Annotated in this window: 23 protein-coding genes and 1 tRNA gene; 10 read left to right on the top strand and 14 right to left on the bottom strand. The window is 43.4% G+C overall.

The genetic code is table 11. From position 1 onward, the window contains the following. Both PN447_RS10705 and PN447_RS10700 read right to left on the bottom strand, forming a co-directional pair. A partial coding sequence (locus PN447_RS10705) for an AAA-like domain-containing protein (protein WP_271762982.1) occupies positions 1 to 1,187 on the bottom strand: 1,187 nt, incomplete at its 3' end. A 280-nt stretch (positions 1,188 to 1,467) separates the two neighbouring features. Next, positions 1,468 to 2,805, bottom strand: a complete 1,338-nt coding sequence (locus PN447_RS10700) for a Mur ligase family protein (RefSeq protein ID WP_271762981.1) — start codon at positions 2,803 to 2,805, stop codon at positions 1,468 to 1,470. 119 nt (positions 2,806 to 2,924) lie between these two features. Here PN447_RS10700 and PN447_RS10695 point away from each other — a divergent pair, with 119 nt between their 5' ends. The 3 genes from PN447_RS10695 (at position 2,925) to PN447_RS10685 (ending at position 4,465) form a co-directional block, all read left to right on the top strand. Next, the gene (locus PN447_RS10695) at positions 2,925 to 3,482 is read left to right on the top strand and encodes a thylakoid membrane photosystem I accumulation factor (protein ID WP_271762980.1); all 558 of its coding nucleotides are present in this window, start codon (positions 2,925 to 2,927) and stop codon (positions 3,480 to 3,482) included. 259 nt (positions 3,483 to 3,741) lie between these two features. Then, a complete protein-coding gene (locus tag PN447_RS10690; protein ID WP_271762978.1) occupies positions 3,742 to 4,350 on the top strand; it encodes a hypothetical protein in 609 nt (202 codons plus the stop codon). Positions 4,351 to 4,393: 43 nt separating this feature from the next. Continuing rightward, positions 4,394 to 4,465, top strand: a tRNA-Lys gene (locus PN447_RS10685). Here PN447_RS10685 and PN447_RS10680 read toward each other — a convergent pair. Next, entirely contained in the window at positions 4,454 to 5,992 is a 1,539-nt protein-coding gene (locus tag PN447_RS10680; RefSeq protein ID WP_271762977.1) for an NAD(P)H-hydrate dehydratase, read from the bottom strand. The genes PN447_RS10685 and PN447_RS10680 overlap by 12 nt on opposite strands. A 179-nt stretch (positions 5,993 to 6,171) precedes the next feature. Here PN447_RS10680 and mnmA point away from each other — a divergent pair, with 179 nt between their 5' ends. The 3 genes from mnmA to PN447_RS10665 all read left to right on the top strand — a co-directional run bounded on the left by mnmA (position 6,172) and on the right by PN447_RS10665 (position 10,904). Next, a complete protein-coding gene (gene mnmA / locus PN447_RS10675) occupies positions 6,172 to 7,221 on the top strand; it encodes a tRNA 2-thiouridine(34) synthase MnmA (RefSeq protein ID WP_271762975.1) in 1,050 nt (349 codons plus the stop codon). A 173-nt stretch (positions 7,222 to 7,394) separates the two neighbouring features. Then, entirely contained in the window at positions 7,395 to 8,579 is a 1,185-nt protein-coding gene (gene sat / locus PN447_RS10670; protein WP_442867094.1) for a sulfate adenylyltransferase, read from the top strand. A 195-nt stretch (positions 8,580 to 8,774) separates the two neighbouring features. Continuing rightward, complete coding sequence (locus tag PN447_RS10665; RefSeq protein ID WP_271762973.1) at positions 8,775 to 10,904, top strand: caspase family protein; 2,130 nt, start codon at positions 8,775 to 8,777, stop codon at positions 10,902 to 10,904. Between the two features lies 1 nt (position 10,905). Here PN447_RS10665 and PN447_RS10660 read toward each other — a convergent pair whose 3' ends face one another. The 3 genes from PN447_RS10660 to PN447_RS10650 form a co-directional block, all read right to left on the bottom strand. After that, positions 10,906 to 11,859, bottom strand: a complete 954-nt coding sequence (locus PN447_RS10660; protein WP_271762972.1) for a helix-turn-helix transcriptional regulator — start codon at positions 11,857 to 11,859, stop codon at positions 10,906 to 10,908. 162 nt (positions 11,860 to 12,021) lie between these two features. Beyond that, the gene (locus PN447_RS10655; protein ID WP_271762971.1) at positions 12,022 to 12,894 is read right to left on the bottom strand and encodes an S-methyl-5'-thioadenosine phosphorylase; all 873 of its coding nucleotides are present in this window, start codon (positions 12,892 to 12,894) and stop codon (positions 12,022 to 12,024) included. A 42-nt stretch (positions 12,895 to 12,936) separates the two neighbouring features. Continuing rightward, entirely contained in the window at positions 12,937 to 13,326 is a 390-nt protein-coding gene (locus tag PN447_RS10650; protein ID WP_271762970.1) for a pentapeptide repeat-containing protein, read from the bottom strand. Between the two features lie 34 nt (positions 13,327 to 13,360). On the opposite strand from PN447_RS10650, the gene PN447_RS10645 reads away from it, so the two are divergent. Continuing rightward, a complete protein-coding gene (locus tag PN447_RS10645; RefSeq protein ID WP_271762969.1) occupies positions 13,361 to 13,852 on the top strand; it encodes a DUF1499 domain-containing protein in 492 nt (163 codons plus the stop codon). 38 nt (positions 13,853 to 13,890) lie between these two features. On the opposite strand, the gene map is transcribed toward PN447_RS10645, so the two are convergent. Both map and PN447_RS10635 read right to left on the bottom strand, forming a co-directional pair. Continuing rightward, positions 13,891 to 14,655, bottom strand: coding sequence for a type I methionyl aminopeptidase (gene map, locus PN447_RS10640; RefSeq protein ID WP_271762967.1), 765 nt, complete (start codon positions 14,653 to 14,655; stop codon positions 13,891 to 13,893). After that, positions 14,652 to 15,650, bottom strand: a complete 999-nt coding sequence (locus tag PN447_RS10635) for a Gfo/Idh/MocA family protein (protein ID WP_271762965.1) — start codon at positions 15,648 to 15,650, stop codon at positions 14,652 to 14,654. Before PN447_RS10635 ends, map begins: the two co-directional genes overlap by 4 nt. A gap of 285 nt (positions 15,651 to 15,935) precedes the next feature. On the opposite strand from PN447_RS10635, the gene PN447_RS10630 reads away from it, so the two are divergent. Next, positions 15,936 to 16,241 carry a ferredoxin gene (locus tag PN447_RS10630; protein ID WP_271762963.1) on the top strand — a complete coding sequence of 102 codons (306 nt, stop codon included), beginning with the start codon at positions 15,936 to 15,938 and terminating at the stop codon, positions 16,239 to 16,241. 30 nt (positions 16,242 to 16,271) lie between these two features. Continuing rightward, entirely contained in the window at positions 16,272 to 16,571 is a 300-nt protein-coding gene (locus PN447_RS10625) for a ferredoxin (protein ID WP_271762961.1), read from the top strand. Positions 16,572 to 16,623: 52 nt separating this feature from the next. Here PN447_RS10625 and PN447_RS10620 read toward each other — a convergent pair whose 3' ends face one another. Continuing rightward, positions 16,624 to 18,222 carry a SpoIID/LytB domain-containing protein gene (locus PN447_RS10620; RefSeq protein ID WP_271762960.1) on the bottom strand — a complete coding sequence of 533 codons (1,599 nt, stop codon included), beginning with the start codon at positions 18,220 to 18,222 and terminating at the stop codon, positions 16,624 to 16,626. A 212-nt stretch (positions 18,223 to 18,434) separates the two neighbouring features. Here PN447_RS10620 and lepB point away from each other — a divergent pair, with 212 nt between their 5' ends. Next, a complete protein-coding gene (lepB, locus tag PN447_RS10615) occupies positions 18,435 to 19,007 on the top strand; it encodes a signal peptidase I (protein ID WP_271762959.1) in 573 nt (190 codons plus the stop codon). Position 19,008: 1 nt separating this feature from the next. On the opposite strand, the gene PN447_RS10610 is transcribed toward lepB, so the two are convergent. The 5 genes from PN447_RS10610 to PN447_RS10590 form a co-directional block, all read right to left on the bottom strand. After that, on the bottom strand, positions 19,009 to 19,539 hold the full coding sequence (locus PN447_RS10610) for a ComEA family DNA-binding protein (RefSeq protein ID WP_271762957.1): 531 nt from the start codon (positions 19,537 to 19,539) through the stop codon (positions 19,009 to 19,011). 12 nt (positions 19,540 to 19,551) lie between these two features. Next, positions 19,552 to 19,926, bottom strand: coding sequence for an NINE protein (locus tag PN447_RS10605; protein ID WP_271762985.1), 375 nt, complete (start codon positions 19,924 to 19,926; stop codon positions 19,552 to 19,554). A gap of 70 nt (positions 19,927 to 19,996) precedes the next feature. Then, positions 19,997 to 20,497 carry a GNAT family N-acetyltransferase gene (locus PN447_RS10600; RefSeq protein ID WP_271762956.1) on the bottom strand — a complete coding sequence of 167 codons (501 nt, stop codon included), beginning with the start codon at positions 20,495 to 20,497 and terminating at the stop codon, positions 19,997 to 19,999. A gap of 32 nt (positions 20,498 to 20,529) precedes the next feature. Beyond that, positions 20,530 to 20,661: a hypothetical protein gene (locus PN447_RS10595; protein ID WP_271762954.1), complete on the bottom strand. Its 132-nt coding sequence runs from the start codon at positions 20,659 to 20,661 to the stop codon at positions 20,530 to 20,532. Positions 20,662 to 20,817: 156 nt separating this feature from the next. Next, entirely contained in the window at positions 20,818 to 22,662 is a 1,845-nt protein-coding gene (locus tag PN447_RS10590) for a bifunctional serine/threonine-protein kinase/formylglycine-generating enzyme family protein (RefSeq protein WP_271762953.1), read from the bottom strand. Positions 22,663 to 22,876 lie beyond the last annotated feature (214 nt).

The raw sequence follows: 22,876 nt of genomic DNA, 5'->3' as shown, positions 1-22,876 counted from the left end.
GGTTCCCCATGTTGTCGCCAAAAGTCTAAGAATAAGTCTAATAATTTTTCTGGGATTAATTCACCACTAGGACTCAACCATTCAGGTTCAATCACCCCTAAGGACATAATGGGGGTATATGCTAAAACTTTAGGTAAAACTTCTCTATAAATCGGGTTGGCAATTTCTAAACCTCTGATGGGATGATAGCGACACAATCCTAAATCTAGGAGAAAACGAATATCATCATTAGGCACATCTGGTAATTCTTCCCCAGCTAACATGGGTTGAATAATTGCTTTTACCCTATCTTCCCGCAATCGCTCTGCTAAACTATCTAAATGGGTGTCTTGCCTTTGAATTAGTATATCTTTAGCTTGATTGATTAAATCTACCGTGATAGGAGTATTCACATCTTCTGCTAAATACTCTGTAACTTCTTTAGCTAAAGCGTTGACTAACCAAGGTTGACCCTGGGTTAAATCATAGGCGTGGTTAATGGCTTCGGGGGTAAAGATTTGTCCTGTGGCTGCGGTATGTTGTTCATACAGACTTTTTACCTCTTTTAAGGTGAAATTACTTAAAGTCAGAGAGCGCACCTTGATGTTAAAAGGGCTAGAGGTATTTAACCTATCACTACCACCGGAAGCTACCTTATAATCCCGGACATCCCGCATCCCAATTAACGCTACACATTGGGGGAAACCTTGGGGGCGATTGGGATAACCGGAGCGTAATTGGCGCAGTACAGAGATGAGAGTTTCATCACTTAAAGCATCAATTTCATCTAAAAATACTACCAGGGGGAGGGGAGAACTAGTAGCCCACATACTGAGAACAGTTTGTAAATCTAACTGGGTGATTCCCGTTTCTTCCTTAATCTGATTGATATGTGGTAAGGGTAACTTCAAAAACCGGATTTGATTCTGCCAGTGATTTAAAATACTATTTTGCGCCGCCAGGGGATCATGGGGGAATACTGCACCCACTTCTAAGGACAGTAACACGGCTGTGTACTTACCACTGGCTGTTAATTCCTGTGCCAAGGTCAGCATGGCAGTGGTTTTACCGGTTTGTCTGGGTGCATGGATAACAAAGTAATTTTGTTGCTCAATCAGGCGTTTTAACTCTGGTAACCGCTGACTGGTGGGTAAGGTATAGTGGATATTTGGCTTACAAGGGCCTGCGGTGTTAAACCATTTAGTCATAATAGTTTAGGTTGACGGTTGACGGTTGACTGTTGACTGTTGACTGGGATAGATGACCAGGTTATCCGCGAATGACTGTGATATTTCTCCCTTGGGGACTTAGGGTGATTTCGGTGGTGGTGCGATCGCATCCCCTCAAGATAATCAAATACATGATCTTCGATTCACACAGATCCCCGACTTCTGGACTTATATGAGATTATGCCAATTATCTAAGAAGTCGGGGATCTTACCCACCCAGGTGTTATCCCATCCCCTCAACCTGAAGCTGACCAAAAGCTTAGAGAATTTTCCTCCCGGTGAGAATCTCCCTGACTTCTAACATAGCCGAATAAGTCGGGAGAATATGCAGGGTTTCATTTTCTGGAGTGTGTTGTAACGCAGTGGCGATCGCCTGCGCCAAATCTTCCTCTACAATCAAATTTAAGTTACTCTGGTTTAACTCCTGACTGTAGCGCAGACGTAAGGCCATGTCATAGACGCGATCGCCACTGACTACTAAAGTCCCCCCCCTTTCCACTAGTTTTTCTGTATCTACGTCCCAAATCCAAGATACATCAGTACCATCAGGGGTGCGATCGTTTAACACTAATAAGGTGGTGCTGTCTTGGCTTTGGGTAACAACTCGAATTGTCTCATTAGTCCCCACCGGGTTTTTAGATAACAAAATCCGCACCCGTTTATTATTAAATACCAAATCTTCCGCCCGACCAAAAGCAGCTTGAAAATTATTAATAGTCTCTTGAATTATCCCTTGATCAACCCCCAACTCTCGCGCCGCCGTCACAGCCGCCAAGGTATTATACTTATTATATAAACCTACTAAAATCTGTGACCATTCACTGCTTTCTAGACTAGGTTGACTTTTACTAAAACCACATTGGGGACAAGTAAAATCTCCCAAGTGAGACAAATACACACCTTGATAATCTAGAGAGTGTCCACAACTCGGACAATAAATAGAATCCACAGCGTGGGGAATAGCTTCTAAATACTGTTCAGGTTCATTCATCCCAAAAAATAACACCTTTTGGGGTAGTTGCTGCCCCAGATAAGATAAAGTTGGGTCATCAGCATTGGGGATTACCACCGTTTCCAGAGGGAGGGTAGAAATTACCTTTGTCCAGCGCTTACTAATAGTGTCTACTTCCCCATACCTATCTAGTTGGTCACGGAATAGGTTTAAACACAGAATGATTCTGGGTTGGAGGGGCTGTAAAACCTTGGGTACAATATTCTCATCTACTTCTAGAATCCCATAGTCAACATTTAGCCTTCCCAGAAAGTCAGCATTTTCCATCAACGCCGTCATCAAGCCATTTTCCAAGTTTGCGCCTGTGGAATTATGGGCAATGCGGTAACCTTGGCGTCTTAAAATACCACATAACAGCAGAGCCGTGGTAGTTTTGCCATTAGTACCAGCAATGACAATTATACCATTTTTAACTTGCTGACTCAACAACCGCAACAACCGCGGTTCAATCCGACGCGCAATAGACCCTGGTAATACACTAGCAGCACCCAGACCCAGCGATCGCACTATCAAAGTTACACCTTTAGCCACCGATACCGCCAAACCTAGTCGCAGTCTATCTATGAGTTTAATTTTATTTCCCACATCCGTAACCTAACTCTGGCTGTTATTTTAGAAAATAGTGCGTAAATGTAATTATATATCCAGTTCAGTTGGACTAATTCCGCACAAACCGACGAGAATTAATTGTAAGGTGCTCTGGGATGAAAAGCATAAAGCTTGTTTTTTTACTGAAAAAATGCCTCTTCTTGCTTGCTTGTGTATTGATGATCAATATACAACCTGCCTTGGCTGGTATTAATGATGATGTTTATGATGGTAACATTTTCGTGGTTTATGCTGGTAACGGTTCACTGGTTCCCCCCAGACAAAGTTTAGCCAAATCTTTAGAAGAACATAAACCGGTATTTTTAGCCTTTTACATCGATGACAGCAGAGATTGTAAAGAATATGCCATCTCCATATCCACAGTCCAGGAATTCTACGGACGAGCAGCGGAAATTATCCCCATAGATGTAGATACTATCCCTGTAAAATCTAGCTATGAACCCACAGAACCAGGATACTACTATTCTGGCGCGGTTCCCCAGGTCGTAGTTTTCAACCAATCAGGTGAAGTGCTGTTAAATAAAACCGGTCAAGTCCCTTACGCAGAAATCGACGATAAATTTAGAGAAGTGTTCAATTTATTACCACGTTCTGAATCTTTACCATTGCAGCGACGTTCATTCAACGAGTTTAGTAGTGAATTAGCCGAATAACTTTTAGGGTAGGCCAAGGTCTACCCGCGCTTTTAAGCGATAATAAAGCCTTTTTCAGGATCATGAAGTCCACACCAATTCCCTATTCCCTATTCCGGTGTTCCGGTGTTCCGGTGTTCCCTCAAACTAAAAAAGTTTGTAACTCACGAGCATGGAAAAGACTATATTAGAATCAACCAACATCAACACTATTGTTTCTTAAGAACAGAAACACCAACCTGAAACATCTACCATCTTCACAAGTTAGGAGTGTGTTTTGATGTCAAAGGTTTATACTACCGAAGAGCTAATCAAAATCTTGGCAAATGAACGCCAAGCTTGTCTCACAGGGAAACGCCTTAAATTAGAGGTGACAGTTTCTGGTAATCCTGTCATTGACCAGTTTATCAGAACTGATGGGCTGCAAAAATTCACCGCCTATCAAGATTTTCAAGCCGCCATTCACGCATATCAACGAGAAAATCAGGTATCTGGTATTGTTTGGCAAAAAATCACAGTCAAAGGTAAAAGTTTACATTATCCAGAAGTTGACCCAGAATTAATTTCCCTGAGCAGCGACTTAGAAATTATTAAAGCAGGGAAAAATTCCATATTAGAATTTTGGCATGAAGTCACTGTAGGGATGGATTTATACTTGAGTTTTAACAACAATAAACAACACCAAAAAATCTACCAGTATGATGTCAAGAGAATTGCTCAAACCACAGAATGGGCAAGTTTATGGAAGTGGGAAAATTCTAACTTTCTGGAAATGATTTTGCAACTAGGATGGGGTAACCCAGAAGCAGCGCGCTACAAACGAGGTAGACCCCAATCCGGTAGTGAACAAATTCACGCTGTAAACCCCGGCAATCATCCCATTGGTTAGGCTTGCAAATCTACCATCAATGTGATATAATCGGAAAAGTTAAGGGTGACTAGCTCAACGGCAGAGCATCGGACTCTTAATCCGCTGGTTCTGAGTTCGAATCTCAGGTCACCCATTCTGAAAGAACTTTCATCAGATATTCTGTCAAGGTAAAAGCATCTACACCCATTTCCGTGCGCTCTTGGGCGGCTAAAATCCCCGCTTGAGCGTGCCACCAAGCCCCAGTAGCCACAATATCCTCGACAGCAATTTCTCTAGTTCCAGCTTGTGCCCACAGTCCCCCTATCAACCCCGTCAAGACATCCCCACTACCACCCCGGGCTAAAGCTGGGGTACTTTCAGGATTAATCCAAATTCCACCCTGGGGGTTGGATATGGCAGTTCTCGCCCCTTTTAATAAGACTATAGCCCCAGTTTGGGCTGCTGCTGCTTGCACTGCTTTAACTCTATCTCCCTTGGGGTCGGGAAGAAGGGGGAATAAACGCCGAAATTCCCCGGTGTGGGGTGTAAGAACCGTCGCCCCTTGACGTTTTTGTAATGTGGGGATGGTTCCCATCTGTGCTAAAATATTTAAAGCATCCGCATCTAAAACTAAAGGGCGATCGCTAGCAATCACCTCCTGGACAATGGGAGTAGCATCTAATGTTAAACCAGGACCACAGGCGATCGCACTAAAGGAACTAAAATCAGTTTTTTCTGGTAATTGCAGATAGTCTATAGCTCCGGTTTGTGTCTCTGGACAGCCAATAATTAAAGCCTCCGGTAAATGGGACACCAACAGCGGCTTTAAAGACTCCGGTACAGCCACTGAAAGCATACCCACACCACTAGCACGCCCACCCAAAGCCGTTAAAATTGCTCCCCCTGCATAGCGACGGGAACCACAAATCAGCAGTAAATGACCAGCTTGATACTTGTGGGTAACTGGTGGACGGGGTAAGGGTAAAGTTGACAAAGCCTGAGTTGGGGTAATGCGTTTAAGGGGTGCATTCCCTAAAACAGCTTGCACATCTACCCCAGGGATATGAAAATCAATTAACTCCGCCTTGCCAATATATTCTAAAGCTTGGTCTTGGAAAAAAGCCAACTTCCACAAACCCAGACAAAACGTCTGAGTCGCCCGAATAGCAGTGCCTAAAACCTCACCCGTATCAGTATGTATACCCGAAGGAATATCAATACTCAAAATCGGCTGCTCCCATTCATTAAAGCGATTAATCGCCCAGGCCAGGGAATCAGTAATTGGTTTTTCTAAGCCAAAGCCAAACAACCCATCAATCAAAAAATCACAACGTGGTAATTCCTCAATTTCTTGATAACAGGGGATACCTAGACTCTGAGCATATTGTAAATGTTGACCAGTCAACTCCTTGAACCGAGAAAAAGGCGAATATATCCACACATCATACCCGCGCCAGTGTAACTCCCGCGCCACAACCAAAGCATCACCACCATTATGACCCGGACCGACTAACACCCCCACACGGGAACCCGCCACTTTCTGCACCCGCGCAGCAATTAACCCCCCTACCTTTTCCATTAAAGCCGCTACCGGCATACCAGCTGCAAATATCCGCCCTTCAATTTCCCGCATTTCCCTAGCAGTGACGACAACCTGTGCAAGTTCTTGTCTATCTTCCATGGCTTTGAAATCCTCAGTGGTGAGTACAGCTTTTTATATTCTTTGTCTGGTAACGGTTTCAAGATATGTGCTACAATGATATAATTGCCAAATTCATGTCTGCCAAATCACCCATAATAAACAATATATAAATTTTGCTCACTGTTAGTGAAACCCATGATTAACAACATTTAACTGATATGCAAAAAGTCGTCGTTGGTCTTTCTGGTGGTGTGGACAGTTCCACCGCCGCCGCTATTCTACATCATCAAGGTTATGAAGTCATCGGTTTGACCCTGTGGCTGATGAAGGGTAAGGGTCAATGTTGCTCCGAAGGAATGATCGACGCGGCTGATATATGTGAACAATTGGGGATCCGCCATGAGGTGGTTGATATTCGTGATGTCTTTCAAACTAATATCATCGATTACTTGGTTAATGGTTACAGCGGCGGAATTACACCTCTACCTTGTTCTGAGTGTAATAAAACAGTCAAGTTTGGTCCCATGGTGCAGTATGCACGGGAGAAGTTAGAATGCGATCGCATCGCTACGGGTCACTATGCTCAAATTAACTATGATCCAGTTACCGGTCGCTACCAATTATTCAGGGCTGTAGACCGGAACAAAGACCAGTCATATTTCCTCTACGATTTGTCTCAAGACTTACTAGCTGCAACAGTATTTCCCCTAGGAGAGCTACAAAAAGCCGACACCCGCCGCATCGCCGCAGAATACGGACTCACAACTGCTGACAAGCCAGAAAGTCAAGATTTATGCTTAGTGGAAAGTAACGGTTCCATGCGGGCATTTCTGGATAAATACCTAGCACCGAAACCAGGGGATATTGTCGATACCAACGGCAAAATTTTGGGACAACATGAAGGTATCCATCATTACACCATTGGCCAGCGCAAAGGTTTGGGAATCGCCGCACCAGAACCACTGTATGTGATTTCATTAGATGCAGTCAATAATAAAGTTATAGTAGGCGATCGCACCCAGGTAACTCAACCAGAATGCACAGTCAATCGGGTAAATTGGGTTTCCATTACCGAACCATCCACACCCATTCGCGCCCAGGTACAAATTCGTTATCGTTCTACACCCACCCCCGTCACGGTGATTCCCCTGGAAAACTCCCGTGTGCGTTTAGTCTTTGATGAACCGCAATTCAGTATCACCCCCGGACAAGCCGCGGTGTGGTACGAGGGCGATAAACTTCTAGGTGGAGGAATTATTCAACAATAATTTACTATTCCCCAACTAGCATCTGAGTAGGAAGGGTTACACAGAAAACTACATCACGCCAAACCATCACAAACTTTTTGTAAACTCAGTACCAGCATTTTGATAAGTTAGTACATAGTTTGAAGCATATGGCTGACGCCACGCTATGCTATCGCAGTTAAAAGAAAAAGGGGATGACGTTGACTCAACAGCCAGATACCATTGCACCCCACGGTGGACAATTGGTTAACCGTATCGCTACACCAGAAGAAAAGGCAGAATTTCTCTCGAAAGCCGACTTTTTACCGCGAGTACAACTTGATGCGCGGGCGGTTTCTGACTTAGAGATGATTGCTATCGGCGGGTTTAGTCCCCTCACAGGTTTTATGAACCAAGAAGACTACACCCGCGTCGTCCAAGAAATGCGGCTCGCGAATGGACTGGTATGGTCAATACCCATTACACTATCAGTAACAGCAGAAATTGCTGCCCCATTATCAGAAGGTAGCCTCATCCGTTTGGATAACCCCAACGATGAATTTATCGGAGTTTTGCAACTGACGCAAAAGTATCTCTATGATAAAACCCAAGAGGCTATTCATGTTTACCGCACCGATGACCCTAAACATCCAGGGGTCCAGGTAGTCTACAACCAAGGTTCTGTAAATCTCGCGGGTGACATTTGGCTATTAGAACGCCATCCCCATAGCCAATTTCCCGCCTACCAAATCGACCCAGCTGCTTCGCGACAGATGTTTAAGGATAAAGGTTGGAAAACTATCGTCGGTTTTCAAACCCGCAACCCCATCCACCGCGCTCACGAATATATCCAAAAGTGTGCTTTAGAAACCGTTGACGGTTTATTTTTGCACCCCTTGGTAGGAGCAACAAAAGAAGATGATATTCCCGCTGATGTGCGGATGCGCTGCTATGAAATTTTGCTTGAACATTATTATCCCGAAGATAGGGTGATTTTAGCAATTAATCCGGCAGCCATGCGTTATGCTGGGCCACGGGAGGCAATTTTCCATGCTTTAGTACGGAAAAACTACGGTTGTACTCACTTTATTGTGGGACGAGACCATGCTGGTGTGGGTGATTATTACGGCACTTACGATGCTCAGTATATCTTTGATGAGTTTGAGCCGGATGAACTAGGTATAGTACCTATGAAGTTTGAACACGCTTTCTACTGCACACGCACCAAGCAAATGGCTACAACTAAAACTAGTCCCAGTAAACCAGAGGAGCGCGTTCACCTCTCAGGAACTAAAGTAAGAGAAATGCTGCGCCGGGGTGAATTACCACCACCAGAATTTTCTCGTCCTGAAGTTGCAGCAGAGTTGGCGCGGACAATGCAAGCACAAGCATCTTCTTAATATCTGGGTGAATCGCAAAACTGTATAAAGCTTAACTTTACAGTCAACCCATCAGCCCTATAAAGTCTTATTTGAGGACTGACGGCTGATTGTAATTTTTCATCTGTGTGTCTTTGTTTTTGTGCCACTGTGGCACAAAAACACTAAGTCATAGTGAAGTAGTCAGGGTAGCTGGGAGTGTCCTGGGAGGTTTTCATGAAGCGGCGGTTTTTTTTACAACGGATTGGTTCTATACTAGCAGTATTGGGTATAACTGAAGCTCAGTGGTTGACTTTCAGCGATCGCTACTCCCAAGCTTTAGCACAGTCTGGTCAACGTAAATTAGCATTATTGATTGGCATTAATAAATACCAAAAGGGTCTGTGTTTAACTGGTTGTCTCACCGATGTGGAACTGCAAAAAGAACTATTAATTCATCGCTTCGGCTTTCAAAGCTCAGACATCCTGACTTTAACTGACGAAGATGCTACCAGCAAATCCATTGAGACGGCTTTTACAGAACACCTCGCCAGGGTCAAAGCCGATGATGTGGCCGTGTTCCACTTTAGTGGCTATGGGACTCGGATTAAATCCGGTAACTTTATAGATACCACCCAAAATGCTTTAGTCCCAGCTTATGATCCTCTGATACCACAAAAAAATGAAATAGTCAACTATATATTAGCAGAAACAGTAGAATTATTATTGCGATCGCTGCCCACAAACAGAGTGGCTGCAGTATTAGATACCAGCTTTCACGCTCCCAGCATCCCGCCCATAGGTTGGCGAATTCGCGTCCGTCCGGAATCAACACAAGCACAACTAGCAACTGAAGAACTGGAGTTGTTACGACAACTCAAAAATCAAAACTCTAATCCCAGTTATCCAGTGGTCTTGTCTGCTACTTCTGAAACTCAACAACTAGCCAGGGAAGTAGTATTTTCTGGGTTTAGCGCCGGGTTATTTACCTACGCACTTACCCAATACCTATGGGAAACTACACCAGCAACTACAATTAATTTCACTCTTTCCCATGTGGGTAGCTATATGCATAAACTGGGAAGTAATCAGCAACCGGGATTATTAAATGATCCCAAAAATCCACTCAAACCATTAACCGTGGAGAATTTAGTCCTCCCAGACAGCGAAGTGGGCGGGGAGGGAGTCATTAAAGCCCTAGAAGATGATGGTAAAACAGCCCAAATATTCTTAACCGGACTACCGCCACAAGTCTTAGAAAATTATGGCGCTAATTCCCGATTCAACCTATTAACAGGAGAACAGTTAATCTTGCGATCGCGCAACGGCTTAACAGCCAAAGCTCAGATATCTAAAATATTACCACAAACTCCCCCGCTTGTAGGACAAGTATTTCAAGAAGCCGTGCGGGTGTTACCACGAAATGTTAATTTAATAGTGGGTTTAGATACACGATTAGAAAGAATTGAGCGGGTAGATGCCACAAGTGCCTTCGCTGGAACTGACCATGTTTCCACCGTAGTCGCCGGAGAACAACCCGCAGATTGTGTATTTACTAAACTCTCAGAAACTCCCAGTCGCTATGGTTTATTTACTCCCGGCGGTAAACTCATAGCTAACACATCTGGAGAATCGGGGGAAGCCGTAAAATTAGTCGTGCAAAGGTTAATCCCGAAATTACCAACTCTGCTAGCAACAAAGTTATGGCGACTCACAGAAAATGAAGGTTCTTCGCGCTTACCAGTCAAAGCTACTCTGGAAATTATTCACAACTTATCACCCCGCGTTGTCATGCAACGTCAAACTACACGCTCTCTTACTTCAGCACAAAGCTTACCGCTGACAGCCCTGAGTAATCCCATTGTACCCATTGGCAGCCGCATGCAGTACCGATTACAAAATCAGAGCGATCGCCCCATCTACTTAATGGTGCTGGGATTAAAAAACAACATCAATGCGATCGCCTTTTATCCTTGGCAATCCCCCGAAGAATCTACATACTTAAACTCTAAACCCCTATTCCAACAAGTAGTTATTCCCCCAGGTGAAACCATGTTATTACCCAAAGGTGTAACAGATTCTGAATGGATGATCCCAGCCCCAGCTTACGAATGCGAACACCAAATGATGTTTAGCACCGCCCCCTTTAGGGAAACACTAGGATATTTAGAAAAAGCCAAGTATCCCATCACAGACCAAAGACCCTTTGGCGCATTATTGAAACCTTTAGAAATTGCTCAACTATTATTGCAGGATTTGCATAACGCCAGTGCAGTCACATCGGAAACTAACATCACATCTACCGACTCCTATGTATTGGATGTGAAAAATTGGGCTAGTTTCAACTTTGATTTTCAAGTCGCCTAAACTACCGATATTCCTTGGGTGTGACTCCCATGACGCGCTTGAAATAACGGGTTAAGTGACTATGACTATAAAATCCACAGCATACAGCAATGTCAACTAAAAACATTTGAGATGAGCGCAACAGGCGTGCTGCTCGTTTTACCCGCTGCTGAATAATATACTGATGCAATGGGATTCCCATTGATTCCTTAAACATACTGGATAGATATACCTGACTGTAACCTGCCAGTGCCGCTAGGTCAGCCAACCTGATATTTTGGTCAAGATAGGCCTCAATATAATCAATGAGCAGTTTTAAGGTAGATAAACCCAACCCCCCAGGATCCTTTCGCCCTCGAATACCGGCGCTAGAATGGTGCTTTACCAAGCGCACAACTAGGGCGTTGAGCAATGTATCTTGATAAACAGACCCCATTTGACAATCTGGTGGCGCTGCTAGTTCAGCCTTTAAAGCCATCCCTAAATGATAAACCCCTCCATCCTCCACACCAGAACGCGGAATCATTACCACATCACCATTGGTCATCCTATCCTGCACCAGGTCATTCACCAACTCCGTTTTCAGAAAAAACAAAGTAATCCCCATCTCTTGATTCCATGTAGCCCAGTGAGAGGAACCATCGGGAAAAATACCTATACCCCCATAACCCGCTAGTTTACGGGGGTATAGCTTACCATCTAACCGACATTCTAATTCAGTTTTGCAATTAATATCAAACACCCCAAAAAACTGATATCCCTTAACACAGTGTTCTGGGACTTCATGGGGAGGTAGTTGATCATAGTGGAGCATAATCACTTGATCTTGTTCCATGGAGTGGGAAACAGTGGGCTGATAGGGTAAAACCCTCATCAGGGTATTAAACTCCTGGGGATATACCTTTAACTGGGAATTAACACTGGGATGATGATCTAATTGTGGTTTGTGCAAATCTTGGTTGAGTAGATTTACCATCAGGTGAGGCTTAAATTGTAATTGCTAAATTTAAATAATTTATATTACAATCGTCTCACCAATTCAAGATTATGGCTAGCTCCTATAGCAATCCTAAATGATTCATGAACAATTTCTGTTCCCTGTTCCCTGTTCCCTGTTCCCTTTCCTCCTATGTATTAATTAATAATACTTATGTAATAACAATTCCAGCTTTTGTTTAGTTGCCTCCGGTGCTTGATCTAACTGAGTTAAAATCGCATATTTCAACGCCGAATGAGCATCACTCACCGGGGGATTTTCACTTAAACGCCTGACAGTTTCTTGAATAACCTTTTGTGCATTCACCGCATTACGCTGTAAATTACCAATTACCATTTCCACCGTCACACTATCATGATCCGGGTGCCAGCAATCGTAATCTGTCACCAGGGCTAAAGTTGCATAGGCAATTTCTGCCTCCCTGGCTAACTTCGCCTCTGGTAAGTTGGTCATCCCAATTACTGTTGCGCCCCAACTGCGGTAAAGATGGGATTCCGCCTTAGTGGAAAATGCGGGGCCTTCCATGCAGACATAAGTACCACCGCGATGCAGTGTCACATCTGGTAAATTTAAAGATGCGATCGCCGAGGCTAACACCCCAGCTAAATTTTGACAAATCGGGTCACCAAAGGCAATGTGAGCCACAATTCCCTCCCCAAAGAATGTAGAAACCCGATTTTTAGTTCTGTCAATAAACTGATCTGGGATCACCATATCTAGGGGTTTGGCTTCTGCTTTCAAGGAACCCACCGCACTGGCTGAAATTAAATACTCTACCCCCAGCTGCTTCATCCCATAGATATTGGCGCGAAAAGGCAACTCAGAGGGCGTTAGAGTATGATTACGACCATGACGGGCTAAAAATGCTACTCTTTCCGTAACCAGGGTTCCCAAAAATATAGCATCGGATGGGGAACCAAAAGGGGTTTTAATCTCTAATTCTTCTACATCCTTTAAGTCTGCCATTTTGTATAGACCACTACCGCCAATAATCCCAATCCGAGCTAATGCCATAATTCTCTCATCCTTTATTTAGTATAATTAGTATAACTGGTATTACTCTTGTATTCGCAATCCCACTGAGAATAGGTCAAAGTTATCAGGAAAAAGAGTATTGCGATCGCAATCAGCTTTTGCTAATTTCGTACCCGTGAGATTAGCTTGACGCAAATCCGCCGCAAACAACAAAGCACCCCGCAGGTCAGCATTTTGCAAATCAGCTTGAGTTAGGTTAGCAAAACTCAGGTCACAACCTCTGAGATTGGCACCATTCAGATTAGCTTCACTCAGGTCAGCATAACTCAAGTCACATCCTTTGAGATCAACACCCTGCAAATCAGCCTTACCTAAGTTAACCCCGGTAAAATCCCGTTTTCCCGCCGCATATCTTTCTAAAACAGTCAAGGTAGTATTAATATTATTCTCTTGAGAATTTGTTTCCGCCATAGAAGCACCTCACAGATCATCTCATAAATTTACCATGTCCCATCTGCTAGCCAATCTCACCCACAAACTCCTGCGGCGGATCACTACGGTGATTCTCTGCACCGTCATGACTGGTATACTCTTTACCGGCAATACTTGGGCTGATACTTCCACCTTAGGAGTTAAAAATGGTCAACTTAGTCCTTGTCCCCCCAGCAATAACTGTGTTGTCAGCCAAAAGGCCGATGCTAAACACAGTATTGACCCCATCACCTATCATGTAGACCGAGACACAGCCAGAAAAACCTTACTTAAAGTCCTCAGTGTTGTTCCCAGGACAGAAGTAATAGAACAGACAGATAATTACATTCATGCTCTCTCCAAAAGCCGGATCTTTAAATTTGTCGATGATGTAGAATTTTATTTACCCAGTGATGAACCAGTGATTCACACCCGTTCCGCATCTCGTGTGGGAGAATCGGATTTAGGTGTCAACCGCAGACGTGTAGAGCAAATTCGTTTAGCTTTGCAAGATTTAAACATTTAATCTCAGGGAATCCCACAGCTTAAAGCCGTGGGACTATCTCAATCAGCCCGAGTCAGAATTTCTACCCCCGTTTCTGTCACCACCAGAGTATGTTCACATTGGGCAGAAAGTTGGCGATCGCGAGTCACAGCAGTCCAACCATCACTAAGCACCTCAACCTCCCAAGTACCGACATTAATCATCGGCTCAATAGTAAACACCATACCTGGTCGCAGACGTTTACCCTTCCCCCTAATACCATAGTGGGGAATATCTGGCGCTGTGTGGAAAATATTACTAATTCCGTGTCCCACAAAGTCCCGCACCACAGAAAACCCCTGGGATTCAGCATACTCTTGAATAGCAGCCCCAATATCCCCAATTTTTGCCCCTGGCTTAACCTCAGCAATACCCAGACGGCGACATTCTTCCGTCACCTCTACTAAATGCTGGGCCTTGGGGGAAGGAGTACCCACAAAGAAAGTTTTAGACGTATCACCATGGTAACCATCAACAATCAGTGTGACATCAATATTGATAATGTCCCCGTTTTTCAGGACTTGCTTGGCGTTAGGAATACCATGACAGACCACCTCATTCACACTAGTACAAATTGACTTAGGATAACCTTTATAACCCAGAGGTGCGCTTTTTGCTCCGTGGGCTTGTGTCCAGCGTTCAGCTTCATCATTCAATTGCAGAGTACTTACCCCCGGCTTAACCATTGGTTCCAGGTGCTGTAATAATTGGGCCGCCAAGCGTCCAGCTTGACGCATTTTTTCGATTTCCCGTGTAGATAAAATGACAATTGGTTGAGTTTTCATAAATTTTCGTCGGCTGAATCTTTCATAAAGATAGTTAAACCCGTCTGTGCAGCTCTTTGGATAGCATCAGCCACCTGAAGGACATATAAACTTTCTTCTGGGGTGACGTACAAAGGAGTGCCATAAAAAAGATGATCTAACACCATACTTGTATCTTTAGCAAATAAACCCCGACGAGTGCCAACTTCTATAGGTGTTTGTCCTCCAGACTTAATCAACACTCCCCGATCGCCATCAAAAATTAAACCACCCTTTTCGCCGTGAACTTCTAGTTTCCGTTCTGCTTCCCAAAGGGTTTCACCTTTACCATAAACAACTTGTGCTAACAGTCCATTTTCAAAGCACAGTTGGCTGATACAGAAACAAGTTTGATAGTAGTCCGCTTCTGTTTGCCAATATCGCTGATGACAGTTGACTGACAAGACCTTACCAAATAAATTGGTGAGACGATGTAATCGTGACAGGGCACCAATTAAAGGAAAACCAAACAATTCATGGTTATAAGTCCATCTGCGGGGTGCAGGATGCTGGGGGTTAATGGTGCTGTAGCGGACATAAAAAATATCGCCAACTTCACCTAAGTTCTCCCGTACAGCTTGATGTAAGCCACCTAAAAGTTCTATGTGTTCAACGTGTAAGAGTCTATTTTGGGACTTGGCTAGGGTGATTAACTCCTGAGCTTCCGTCACATCTACAGACAAAGGATATTCGACAATTACGTGTTTACCTTGTAAAAGTGCCGCACGGGCGATCGCACCATGATCGCGGTTAATTGTCGCAATCACCACCAAATCAATATCTTCACGTTCTACTAATTTTCCCCAGTCACTTAACACTTCTGCCTGATATTTTTGGGCAAAGGCGGCTGTATTTTCTGGCTGATGACCTGCGATCGCTACTAGATTGCTTCGCTGATCACCAATCAATGCTTCAGCCCGTAATTTTGCTGCATATCCCGTACCAACTAAGCCTACACGCACTTTTGCTGTTTCCAAAGCTGCCTTATGAATTATACATGATCCTTACAGTTGTGTTTTTGCTCCTGGGCTGAACGTACGATATTTGCACCCCGGAGCAGGAAACACATAAAATAAACTTATATTTATTTAACAACTAAACTTCATTACTAATCGGGGTTGATTTTGAGTTCAAACCGGCAATTTTTCCCGTAGTATCAGAATTGAAGCAGTGGATAACCGGCGGCTCATCCCATAAAGATAGCCTTATGGTTTATTTCAGGATAACTTATACTGCCGTTCAAATTAAGAGAGGATAACTCAATGGCTACTTTCAAAGTCACATTAATTAATGAAGCCGAACGCTTAAACGAAACAATTGAGTGTGACGACGATACCTATATTCTCGATGCGGCTGAAGAAGCCGGTCTTGACTTGCCCTACTCCTGCCGTGCTGGTGCTTGCTCCACCTGTACCGGTAAAATTGTCAGCGGTACTGTTGACCAATCTGACCAATCATTCTTAGAGGACGACGTGATTGACCAGGGATATGTCTTGACCTGTGTTGCTTACCCAACTTCTGACTGCACAATTGAAACTCACAAAGAAGACGAATTACAATCTGCTTAGTACGCGCTATCAACAAGAGAGGATAACTAAATGGCTACTTTTAAAGTCACATTAATTAATGAATCTGAAGGCTTAAACAAAACAATTGACTGTGACGACGATACCATTATTCTGGATGCTGCCGAAGAAGCTGGTCTTGACTTACCCTTTTCTTGCCGTGCTGGTGCTTGCTCAACCTGTGCTGGTAAAATTGTCAGCGGTACTGTTGACCAATCTGATCAGTCATTCCTAGATGATGAGCAGATTGAAGCCGGATATGTGCTCACCTGCGTTGCTAAACCAACTTCTGACTGTACCGTCGAAACCCACAAAGAAGAAGAGTTGTACTAAGGGTTCACCGTGTGACATACTCCTGCTGTTGCAGGAGTATTTAGGTCTACAGCTAAAATTTGATGTTGGGATTAAGAGTTTGAATTTGAGTACCGGGGTAATAAAATTGTAAAATTTGCGAATTTGACCAACCTAATTTAGCTAAATTTTGCGCCCCGGTTTGACTTAAACCAACCCCATGGCCCAGTCCACCACCAATAAAAGCATATCCCCATAAATCTGCTGTACCTTTATTGAGGGGTTCTATATAAAACAGGGTACTTCTGGGAGCAGCAAAAGCGCTACGAATCTCGTCTTTCTCCAGGGTAAAAGTGCCGATATCTGTCTTCACCCTCAGTTCCAGAATCCTCCCACTGCGACTACGCTTGACTATAGACATAGCCTCAACGGTGTTAAATTTGGCATAGGGACTATTTTTGATTTCCAGGAATCTTTGTAACAGTCGGTTAATATCATCAATGGGAGTCTCTTTGTGCCAACGAAAGGTATTCCAGGTACTTTCGTTAAATCCTTCCCGGCGATTAATAAACTCACGAAAGTTGGTTTCATCAGCTAAACTCTTCAAAGATAAATCCCACAAGTTGGTCGCAGCATCTACTACTGGGCGTAAATAAGGACGATCTTCACCATTCCAGACATCACTAAAGTAAGCAGTCACACCCCCGGTAGTGGAAGAATACAGGGCATCCACTAGCTGATTATTATACGTTAAAATCATCCCCCTGGTAGCGGCGATCGCTTGATCGGTACTGGGTGCGGTTCCACTCCAACCATAATAAACTTGGCAGTGAGTATCCGCACACAATTGATAGTTATCAGTGACAAACCTCCGCAAATTCCTTAAAGCATAAGTGCGGGCGAGAATTGCTTGGGCTTCTACCGCCGCGGTGGGCGCATTTATACCAATTTCGTGAGGTACAACCCCACGCAAATAGCTTTCTAAAGCTACTTCATTCACTAAAGTATATGTACCATAGGCGTTGGGCTGTAAAGTCAGTCTTCCTGGATATAAACGATTATTTTCCAGTTTCTCCCCTGTTCTGACTCGAATTAATTGTTTATTTGTGCTAATTTCTAAATGATTTGGGCTGTAACGCTTGCCGTTGACTTCCCAAGTAACTCTGGGTACTTCTGGTAAAATCTTAGTGTCGATATATGCCATCTCCTTTCCAGCAGTCCGCACACTCTGGAATAGTAAACGTCGCAGTAAGGGAGTATTATAAACATCCCGTTTCGCCCAAACTTGCCACCTTTCCGGTTGGGCTATTTCCACCCCTATTCCCCGGGAACGCCAACTTTTGGCACTGTCTTCTGCGGTTTCAAAGGTGCGGTATGTACCTAAAACTACTACCTCCTCCACCTCAAGCTTCGGTAAGGACTCCATAACTGTTTCTAGCTTGACTGGGTTTTGGGTGACTAGGGTTTTTTCCTGATTACCTGCTGTAAATCTTAGCTGTAAGCGATCGCCAGGTGTTGGTTCCAGTTGCAACTTAACTTGAGGATTCTCCCCAAATCGTTGCACAATGCCAATTCTCAGTTCTAAATCCTGATTTTTGCTCTCAACAGCTGAAGCACCAGTCAAGAAAACCAAGAAAACTGTTGTCAGTGCAGTGCCGGAAAAACGCCATAACCTAGACTTCATAGTAGTCATCTGATTCTTACCAATTCAAAAATGCTAACCATTACTCAGATTTTCGTCATGTTTCCACCTTAATCTAGAAATTAATAGACCTTTTATGCTTAGAAAAATTGTCACAATTATTTTAGGTGCTGCAACAAACAGAGGTCTGTGTGAAAACATGACTTCCCAAACCTGAAGCCTTTGCTATATTTGTCCCACCATTTAAACTAGCTGAAATCTTTATGAATGTTCGCGAAAGTGATGCCAAACCAGCTACTACCTCATCAAAAGGATGGAGCAGTTGGCAAGAAAATTTAACTCTCATAGCCATCGCCCTATGTTTAGCAGTACTGATCAGAATATTTATCGCTGAACCCCGCTATATACCATCAGACTCCATGGTACCTACCTTACATACAGGCGATCGCTTAGTGGTAGAAAAAGTCTCATACCGTTTTCACCCTCCCACCAGGGGAGATATTATCGTTTTTCAGCCCCCGGCCGAACTACAACGCCGGGGATATCCCCAAGACCAAGCCTTTATTAAGCGGATCATTGGTATCCCTGGTAAAATCCTCAAAGTCAGTAACGGTCAAGTTTACCTCGACAGTCAACCCTTAAAAGAAGACTACATTGCCGAACCCGCAAATCAGCCATTTCCCCCCGTACAAATTCCAGAAGACCAATATTTTGTCATGGGAGATAACCGTAACGATAGTAACGACTCTCGCTACTGGGGGTTTTTACCCAGACAAAATATCATCGGTCGCGCAGCATTTCGCTTTTGGCCTCTTGATCGCATAGGCTTAATTTGACTCAAAACCTGAGAAAATACATCAGCTTGGCGATGTCCTCACCCGGTAGCTCCAAGCGCCGCTGGAAATCGGCTAAGTTCGGGTAACTCCCAGCTGATAGACGATTTTGGACTATCGCCTCCGCCAGAGACGCATCCATAAAGGGAATTTGCAATAATTGCTCAACGGTGGCAGTATTCAGGTTAACTAACTGGTGAGGATAATCTAGAGATTCGTTGTCATAGTAAATAAAACTCAGTAGCGGCGCTAATGGTTCTAATCGCTGTATTGGCATAGCTAAAGCCGCCGCCACATCTTCAATACAATAAAATTTAACACCAGCGCGCGAAAGTTCCACAAGCGATCGCGCTTGGTGAATGGACAGACCAGGTAAGCGTAACCAATCGTCTACAGTTGCTTGATTAGCATCAATGCGAATTCCCAATTTTACCGCCAGACCAATTTCCTCCCCGGACTGTAATCGATAATAAGGGTCATTGAGGAGTTTAGCGCGGAGTTTTTGTAACTTAGGGTTTAAAGGTAGCCAGTTCATTTTGTTGCTAACTTAAGAAATTTGTTCTAGCAGCTGGCGGCGCTTTTGCTCAAATTCGTACTCAGAAATCAATCCATCTTGGCGCAGAGTATCCAACTCCCGCATAGCCTTAGCCATATCTTGTACCTGATTACCTGTAGAGATGGGATTATTCACTGCTGACCTACCCAAATTAAAATGACGATCAAAAGCCCCTTCATCCTGTGCCAAATACCACACGGCCTCAATAGCACTTGCTACCTTAGGGATAGGTGTCCAGGAAAGCAAAACATACAACACACCCCAAAAAGGTTGTCCCAAATAAAACTTATGTAACCCTGAAATAGTCAGGGTACCGGATAAAGCCAAAATTGCTGCAATGCTGCGACTTTTGCGTTTAGTTAACATATTTACCATCAACCTAGCACTAGCACTTTCTACAGTCAAGTTTAAACCCAAATAAGTGGTTTGCAGAACTTTACCAGCTATATCTCAAAATTACGTCTGATAACTCATGGGTTTTACCCGGACAAATATCAACAGCCTCACCTAAGCGCAAAAAACCATAATTTTCGTAAAACGAGATAGCTGCAAAATTATCATAATTAGTAAAAACCCACAGTTCTTGAAATTTAAAACTCCGTGCATACTCCATTAACCTATCCATCATCATTGTTCCCCGTCCTTGTCTGCGGAACTGTGGACGCAAGCCAAACCATCCCATCCAGACAACATGAGAGGGGCTATCACTTAATTGATAAAGACCCATAACACCGATTGATTCAGCCGCCAACTTAGCAATATATACCTCCCAGAAACTAATAGCGGCATCATGGTGGCCAATACCACACCACCTCAACATAGCTAAACTAAATTGATCCCCAAACTCCAACTCTTTTAAAAGCGGAATAAAATCTACAATATCTGTCGTTTGAATAATATTCAGACATTGATTATTAGAGGATGTTTGATAAGTCATGATTAGTGTATCAACTATTGTTTGACCCCACCCTAACCCTCCCCTTGTAAGGGGAGGGGATTGGATTTGATTGTTTCGGTTCCCCATTCCCCATTCCCCATTCCCCATTCCCCATTCCCCATTCCCTGTTCCCCATTCCCTGTTCCCCATTCCCTGTTCCTCATTCCCTGTTCCTCATTCCCTGTTCCGGTGTTCCGGTGTTCCGGTGTTCCGGTGTTCCGGTGTTCCGGTGTTCCCTAAGATAAAAATTACCTGTTTAATACTTTCCAAACATCCTCTTAGACATACAAATTATCAGGTACGGTCATATTAATCACAGTTTATGGAGAAAATACCACGCGAAAACCGCAGATCCTCAAACCACCATCAGACTCATTCCAGCTACGACTAGCGCTGCGACAAAGTTCGGCGGCAAAACTCCAAGAACCCCCACGCACTAGGCGACGATGAAAGTCACCACCAGCCTCCCAGACACTACCATCCGCAGGCGCGCCACAATAGTTATTATGCCAAGTATCAGCACACCACTCCCACACTTGCCCATGCATATCATACAATCCGAAGCCGTTGGCGATGCCAAAACTGCCCACATCGGTTGTTTCCTTGCGGTATTTGCTTTTTACATGCACACCATAACTATCGCTACTACAATTAACTAAATCAGTGGTAATCATTTCGCCAAAGTGGTAGGATGTGGTAGTTCCAGCGCGACAAGCGTATTCCCATTCAGATTCACTAGGTAACCGATATTTACGTCCGGTTTTTTCTGAGAGTCTGGCGCAGAATTCTACAGCCTCGTACCAAGATACGTTTTCTACAGGCCGATTGGGTCCTTTAAATTTCGAGGGATGTGGGTTTAAGCTTTGTTTGACTTCAGGTAAACCCGTTACAGCTTTCCATTGACCTTGAGTTATGGGAAATTTACCCATAAAGAATGGTTTGAGAGTAACTTTGTGTTGAGGGCGTTCGTCAGCATCTCCTTCAAAGTCAGGTGAACCCATCATAAAACTACCACCGGGAATTAAAACCATTTCCAGTGTTACTGTTTCGTTTAATTTTTCGGTAAAAAATTCAGCCGTGGGTAAATCGCGGTTGACTTCTCTACCTGCTGTATCTACCGTCACTACTTCAAATTTAAAGGTTTGCAAAGGGGGTAATGAGGGTTTTATTTGTTTTGGTAGCGATGGTAATCGAATTAATTGAGGTAAAATAATTTCGCTAATTTTTGGTTCAACAGCAGATTTTTTACTATCCCGTAAATCTTTTAGCACTTCCGAGGCTGATTGATATCTTTCACTAGCTAAATGTTTCAACAATTTATTTAAAATACGGCTTAAGTCATCGCTGATGGACATCCCTTTTTTCTGTAATTCTTCTTGCCATAACCAATTACCGTTCATGGCATCATAAAGAGGATCATGGATCTGTCCATAGGTATTTTGTATTGGTAAACATTGGGTTAACAGACGCACGCAAGTTACACCCAAAGCATATAAATCACTCCCATGACAAGGAAATCCAGCCATTTGTTCAGATGGAGCATAACCAATGGTATAAATAACCGTCGCCTGTCGAGCTAAGGTTGTTTGTGTTACCTGCTTCGCACCACCAAAATCAATTAATACGGGTTTACCGTCACTTTCGCGGCGGATAATGTTGTCTGGTTTGATGTCTCTATGAATAACGTTAGCAGCATGAACAAATTGGATAACTGGTAATAAATCAGTTAAGAGTTGGTAAATTTGCTGTTCACTAAAGGGTTTTTGCTGAACCTCTTGTAACAGAGTTTTACCTTGTATAAATTCTTGAACGAGATACAAGCTAGAACCTTGTTCAAAATAAGCCAATAATCTCGGTATTTGAGTATGATTTTCTCCGAGTTCATACAACCGAAATGCCTCTTCTTTGAAGAATTGTGCTGCTTTATTACGTTGGATTGTTCCTTGAAATTGAGGAAAAAATTGCTTGATGACGCAAGGAGCATTTAGTCTGTCTACGTCTTCAGTTTCATAAGTTCTGCTAAATCCACCTTCTCCTAAAAGCCTCAATACGCGATAGCGATTTCTCAGAAGTTTGCCAAAGTTACTGTGTCCGCAACTCATGCAAAATCTATTGTCTTCAGGGTTGAATGGATTAGAGCAATTGGGATTTTGGCAAATTTGCATAATGAGGAGGGAATAGCATCTTATCCAAACTTAGCCCCAATAATATCAAATTCAGAATACGTATTTAGAACAGTAACCTCGAATAAAAGTGGATATGCATATATACTTTTAGGGCAAAATACAAATGCATAAATTTTATTGGTTTTTCTGTTATATTTCCTATTTAAATAGGCTTAGTCTTGAGATTAGATATTTTGATCACAACAGCAATGAT

The organism is Anabaena sp. CS-542/02 (genome assembly GCF_028331085.1).
Taxonomy (GTDB): domain Bacteria; phylum Cyanobacteriota; class Cyanobacteriia; order Cyanobacteriales; family Nostocaceae; genus Anabaenopsis; species Anabaenopsis arnoldii.
Note: the sequence above shows the minus strand (reverse complement) of the source record. Positions and strands in the feature narration are given on the sequence as shown.

Bases quoted from the DNA above. Each gene is read 5' to 3' on its own strand.
- PN447_RS10695 (WP_271762980.1), top strand. From the start codon at position 2,925: ATGAAAAGCATAAAGCTTGTTTTTTTACTGAAAAAATGCCTCTTCTTG.
- PN447_RS10690 (WP_271762978.1), top strand. From the start codon at position 3,742: ATGTCAAAGGTTTATACTACCGAAGAGCTAATCAAAATCTTGGCAAAT.
- PN447_RS10680 (WP_271762977.1), bottom strand. From the start codon at position 5,992: ATGGAAGATAGACAAGAACTTGCACAGGTTGTCGTCACTGCTAGGGAA.
- mnmA (WP_271762975.1), top strand. From the start codon at position 6,172: ATGCAAAAAGTCGTCGTTGGTCTTTCTGGTGGTGTGGACAGTTCCACC.
- sat (WP_442867094.1), top strand. From the start codon at position 7,395: ATGACGTTGACTCAACAGCCAGATACCATTGCACCCCACGGTGGACAA.
- PN447_RS10665 (WP_271762973.1), top strand. From the start codon at position 8,775: ATGAAGCGGCGGTTTTTTTTACAACGGATTGGTTCTATACTAGCAGTA.
- PN447_RS10660 (WP_271762972.1), bottom strand. From the start codon at position 11,859: ATGGTAAATCTACTCAACCAAGATTTGCACAAACCACAATTAGATCAT.
- PN447_RS10655 (WP_271762971.1), bottom strand. From the start codon at position 12,894: ATGGCATTAGCTCGGATTGGGATTATTGGCGGTAGTGGTCTATACAAA.
- PN447_RS10650 (WP_271762970.1), bottom strand. From the start codon at position 13,326: ATGGCGGAAACAAATTCTCAAGAGAATAATATTAATACTACCTTGACT.
- PN447_RS10645 (WP_271762969.1), top strand. From the start codon at position 13,361: ATGTCCCATCTGCTAGCCAATCTCACCCACAAACTCCTGCGGCGGATC.
- map (WP_271762967.1), bottom strand. From the start codon at position 14,655: ATGAAAACTCAACCAATTGTCATTTTATCTACACGGGAAATCGAAAAA.
- PN447_RS10630 (WP_271762963.1), top strand. From the start codon at position 15,936: ATGGCTACTTTCAAAGTCACATTAATTAATGAAGCCGAACGCTTAAAC.
- PN447_RS10625 (WP_271762961.1), top strand. From the start codon at position 16,272: ATGGCTACTTTTAAAGTCACATTAATTAATGAATCTGAAGGCTTAAAC.
- PN447_RS10620 (WP_271762960.1), bottom strand. From the start codon at position 18,222: ATGACTACTATGAAGTCTAGGTTATGGCGTTTTTCCGGCACTGCACTG.
- lepB (WP_271762959.1), top strand. From the start codon at position 18,435: ATGAATGTTCGCGAAAGTGATGCCAAACCAGCTACTACCTCATCAAAA.
- PN447_RS10610 (WP_271762957.1), bottom strand. From the start codon at position 19,539: ATGAACTGGCTACCTTTAAACCCTAAGTTACAAAAACTCCGCGCTAAA.
- PN447_RS10605 (WP_271762985.1), bottom strand. From the start codon at position 19,926: ATGTTAACTAAACGCAAAAGTCGCAGCATTGCAGCAATTTTGGCTTTA.
- PN447_RS10600 (WP_271762956.1), bottom strand. From the start codon at position 20,497: ATGACTTATCAAACATCCTCTAATAATCAATGTCTGAATATTATTCAA.
- PN447_RS10595 (WP_271762954.1), bottom strand. From the start codon at position 20,661: ATGAGGAACAGGGAATGGGGAACAGGGAATGGGGAACAGGGAATGGGG.
- PN447_RS10590 (WP_271762953.1), bottom strand. From the start codon at position 22,662: ATGCAAATTTGCCAAAATCCCAATTGCTCTAATCCATTCAACCCTGAA.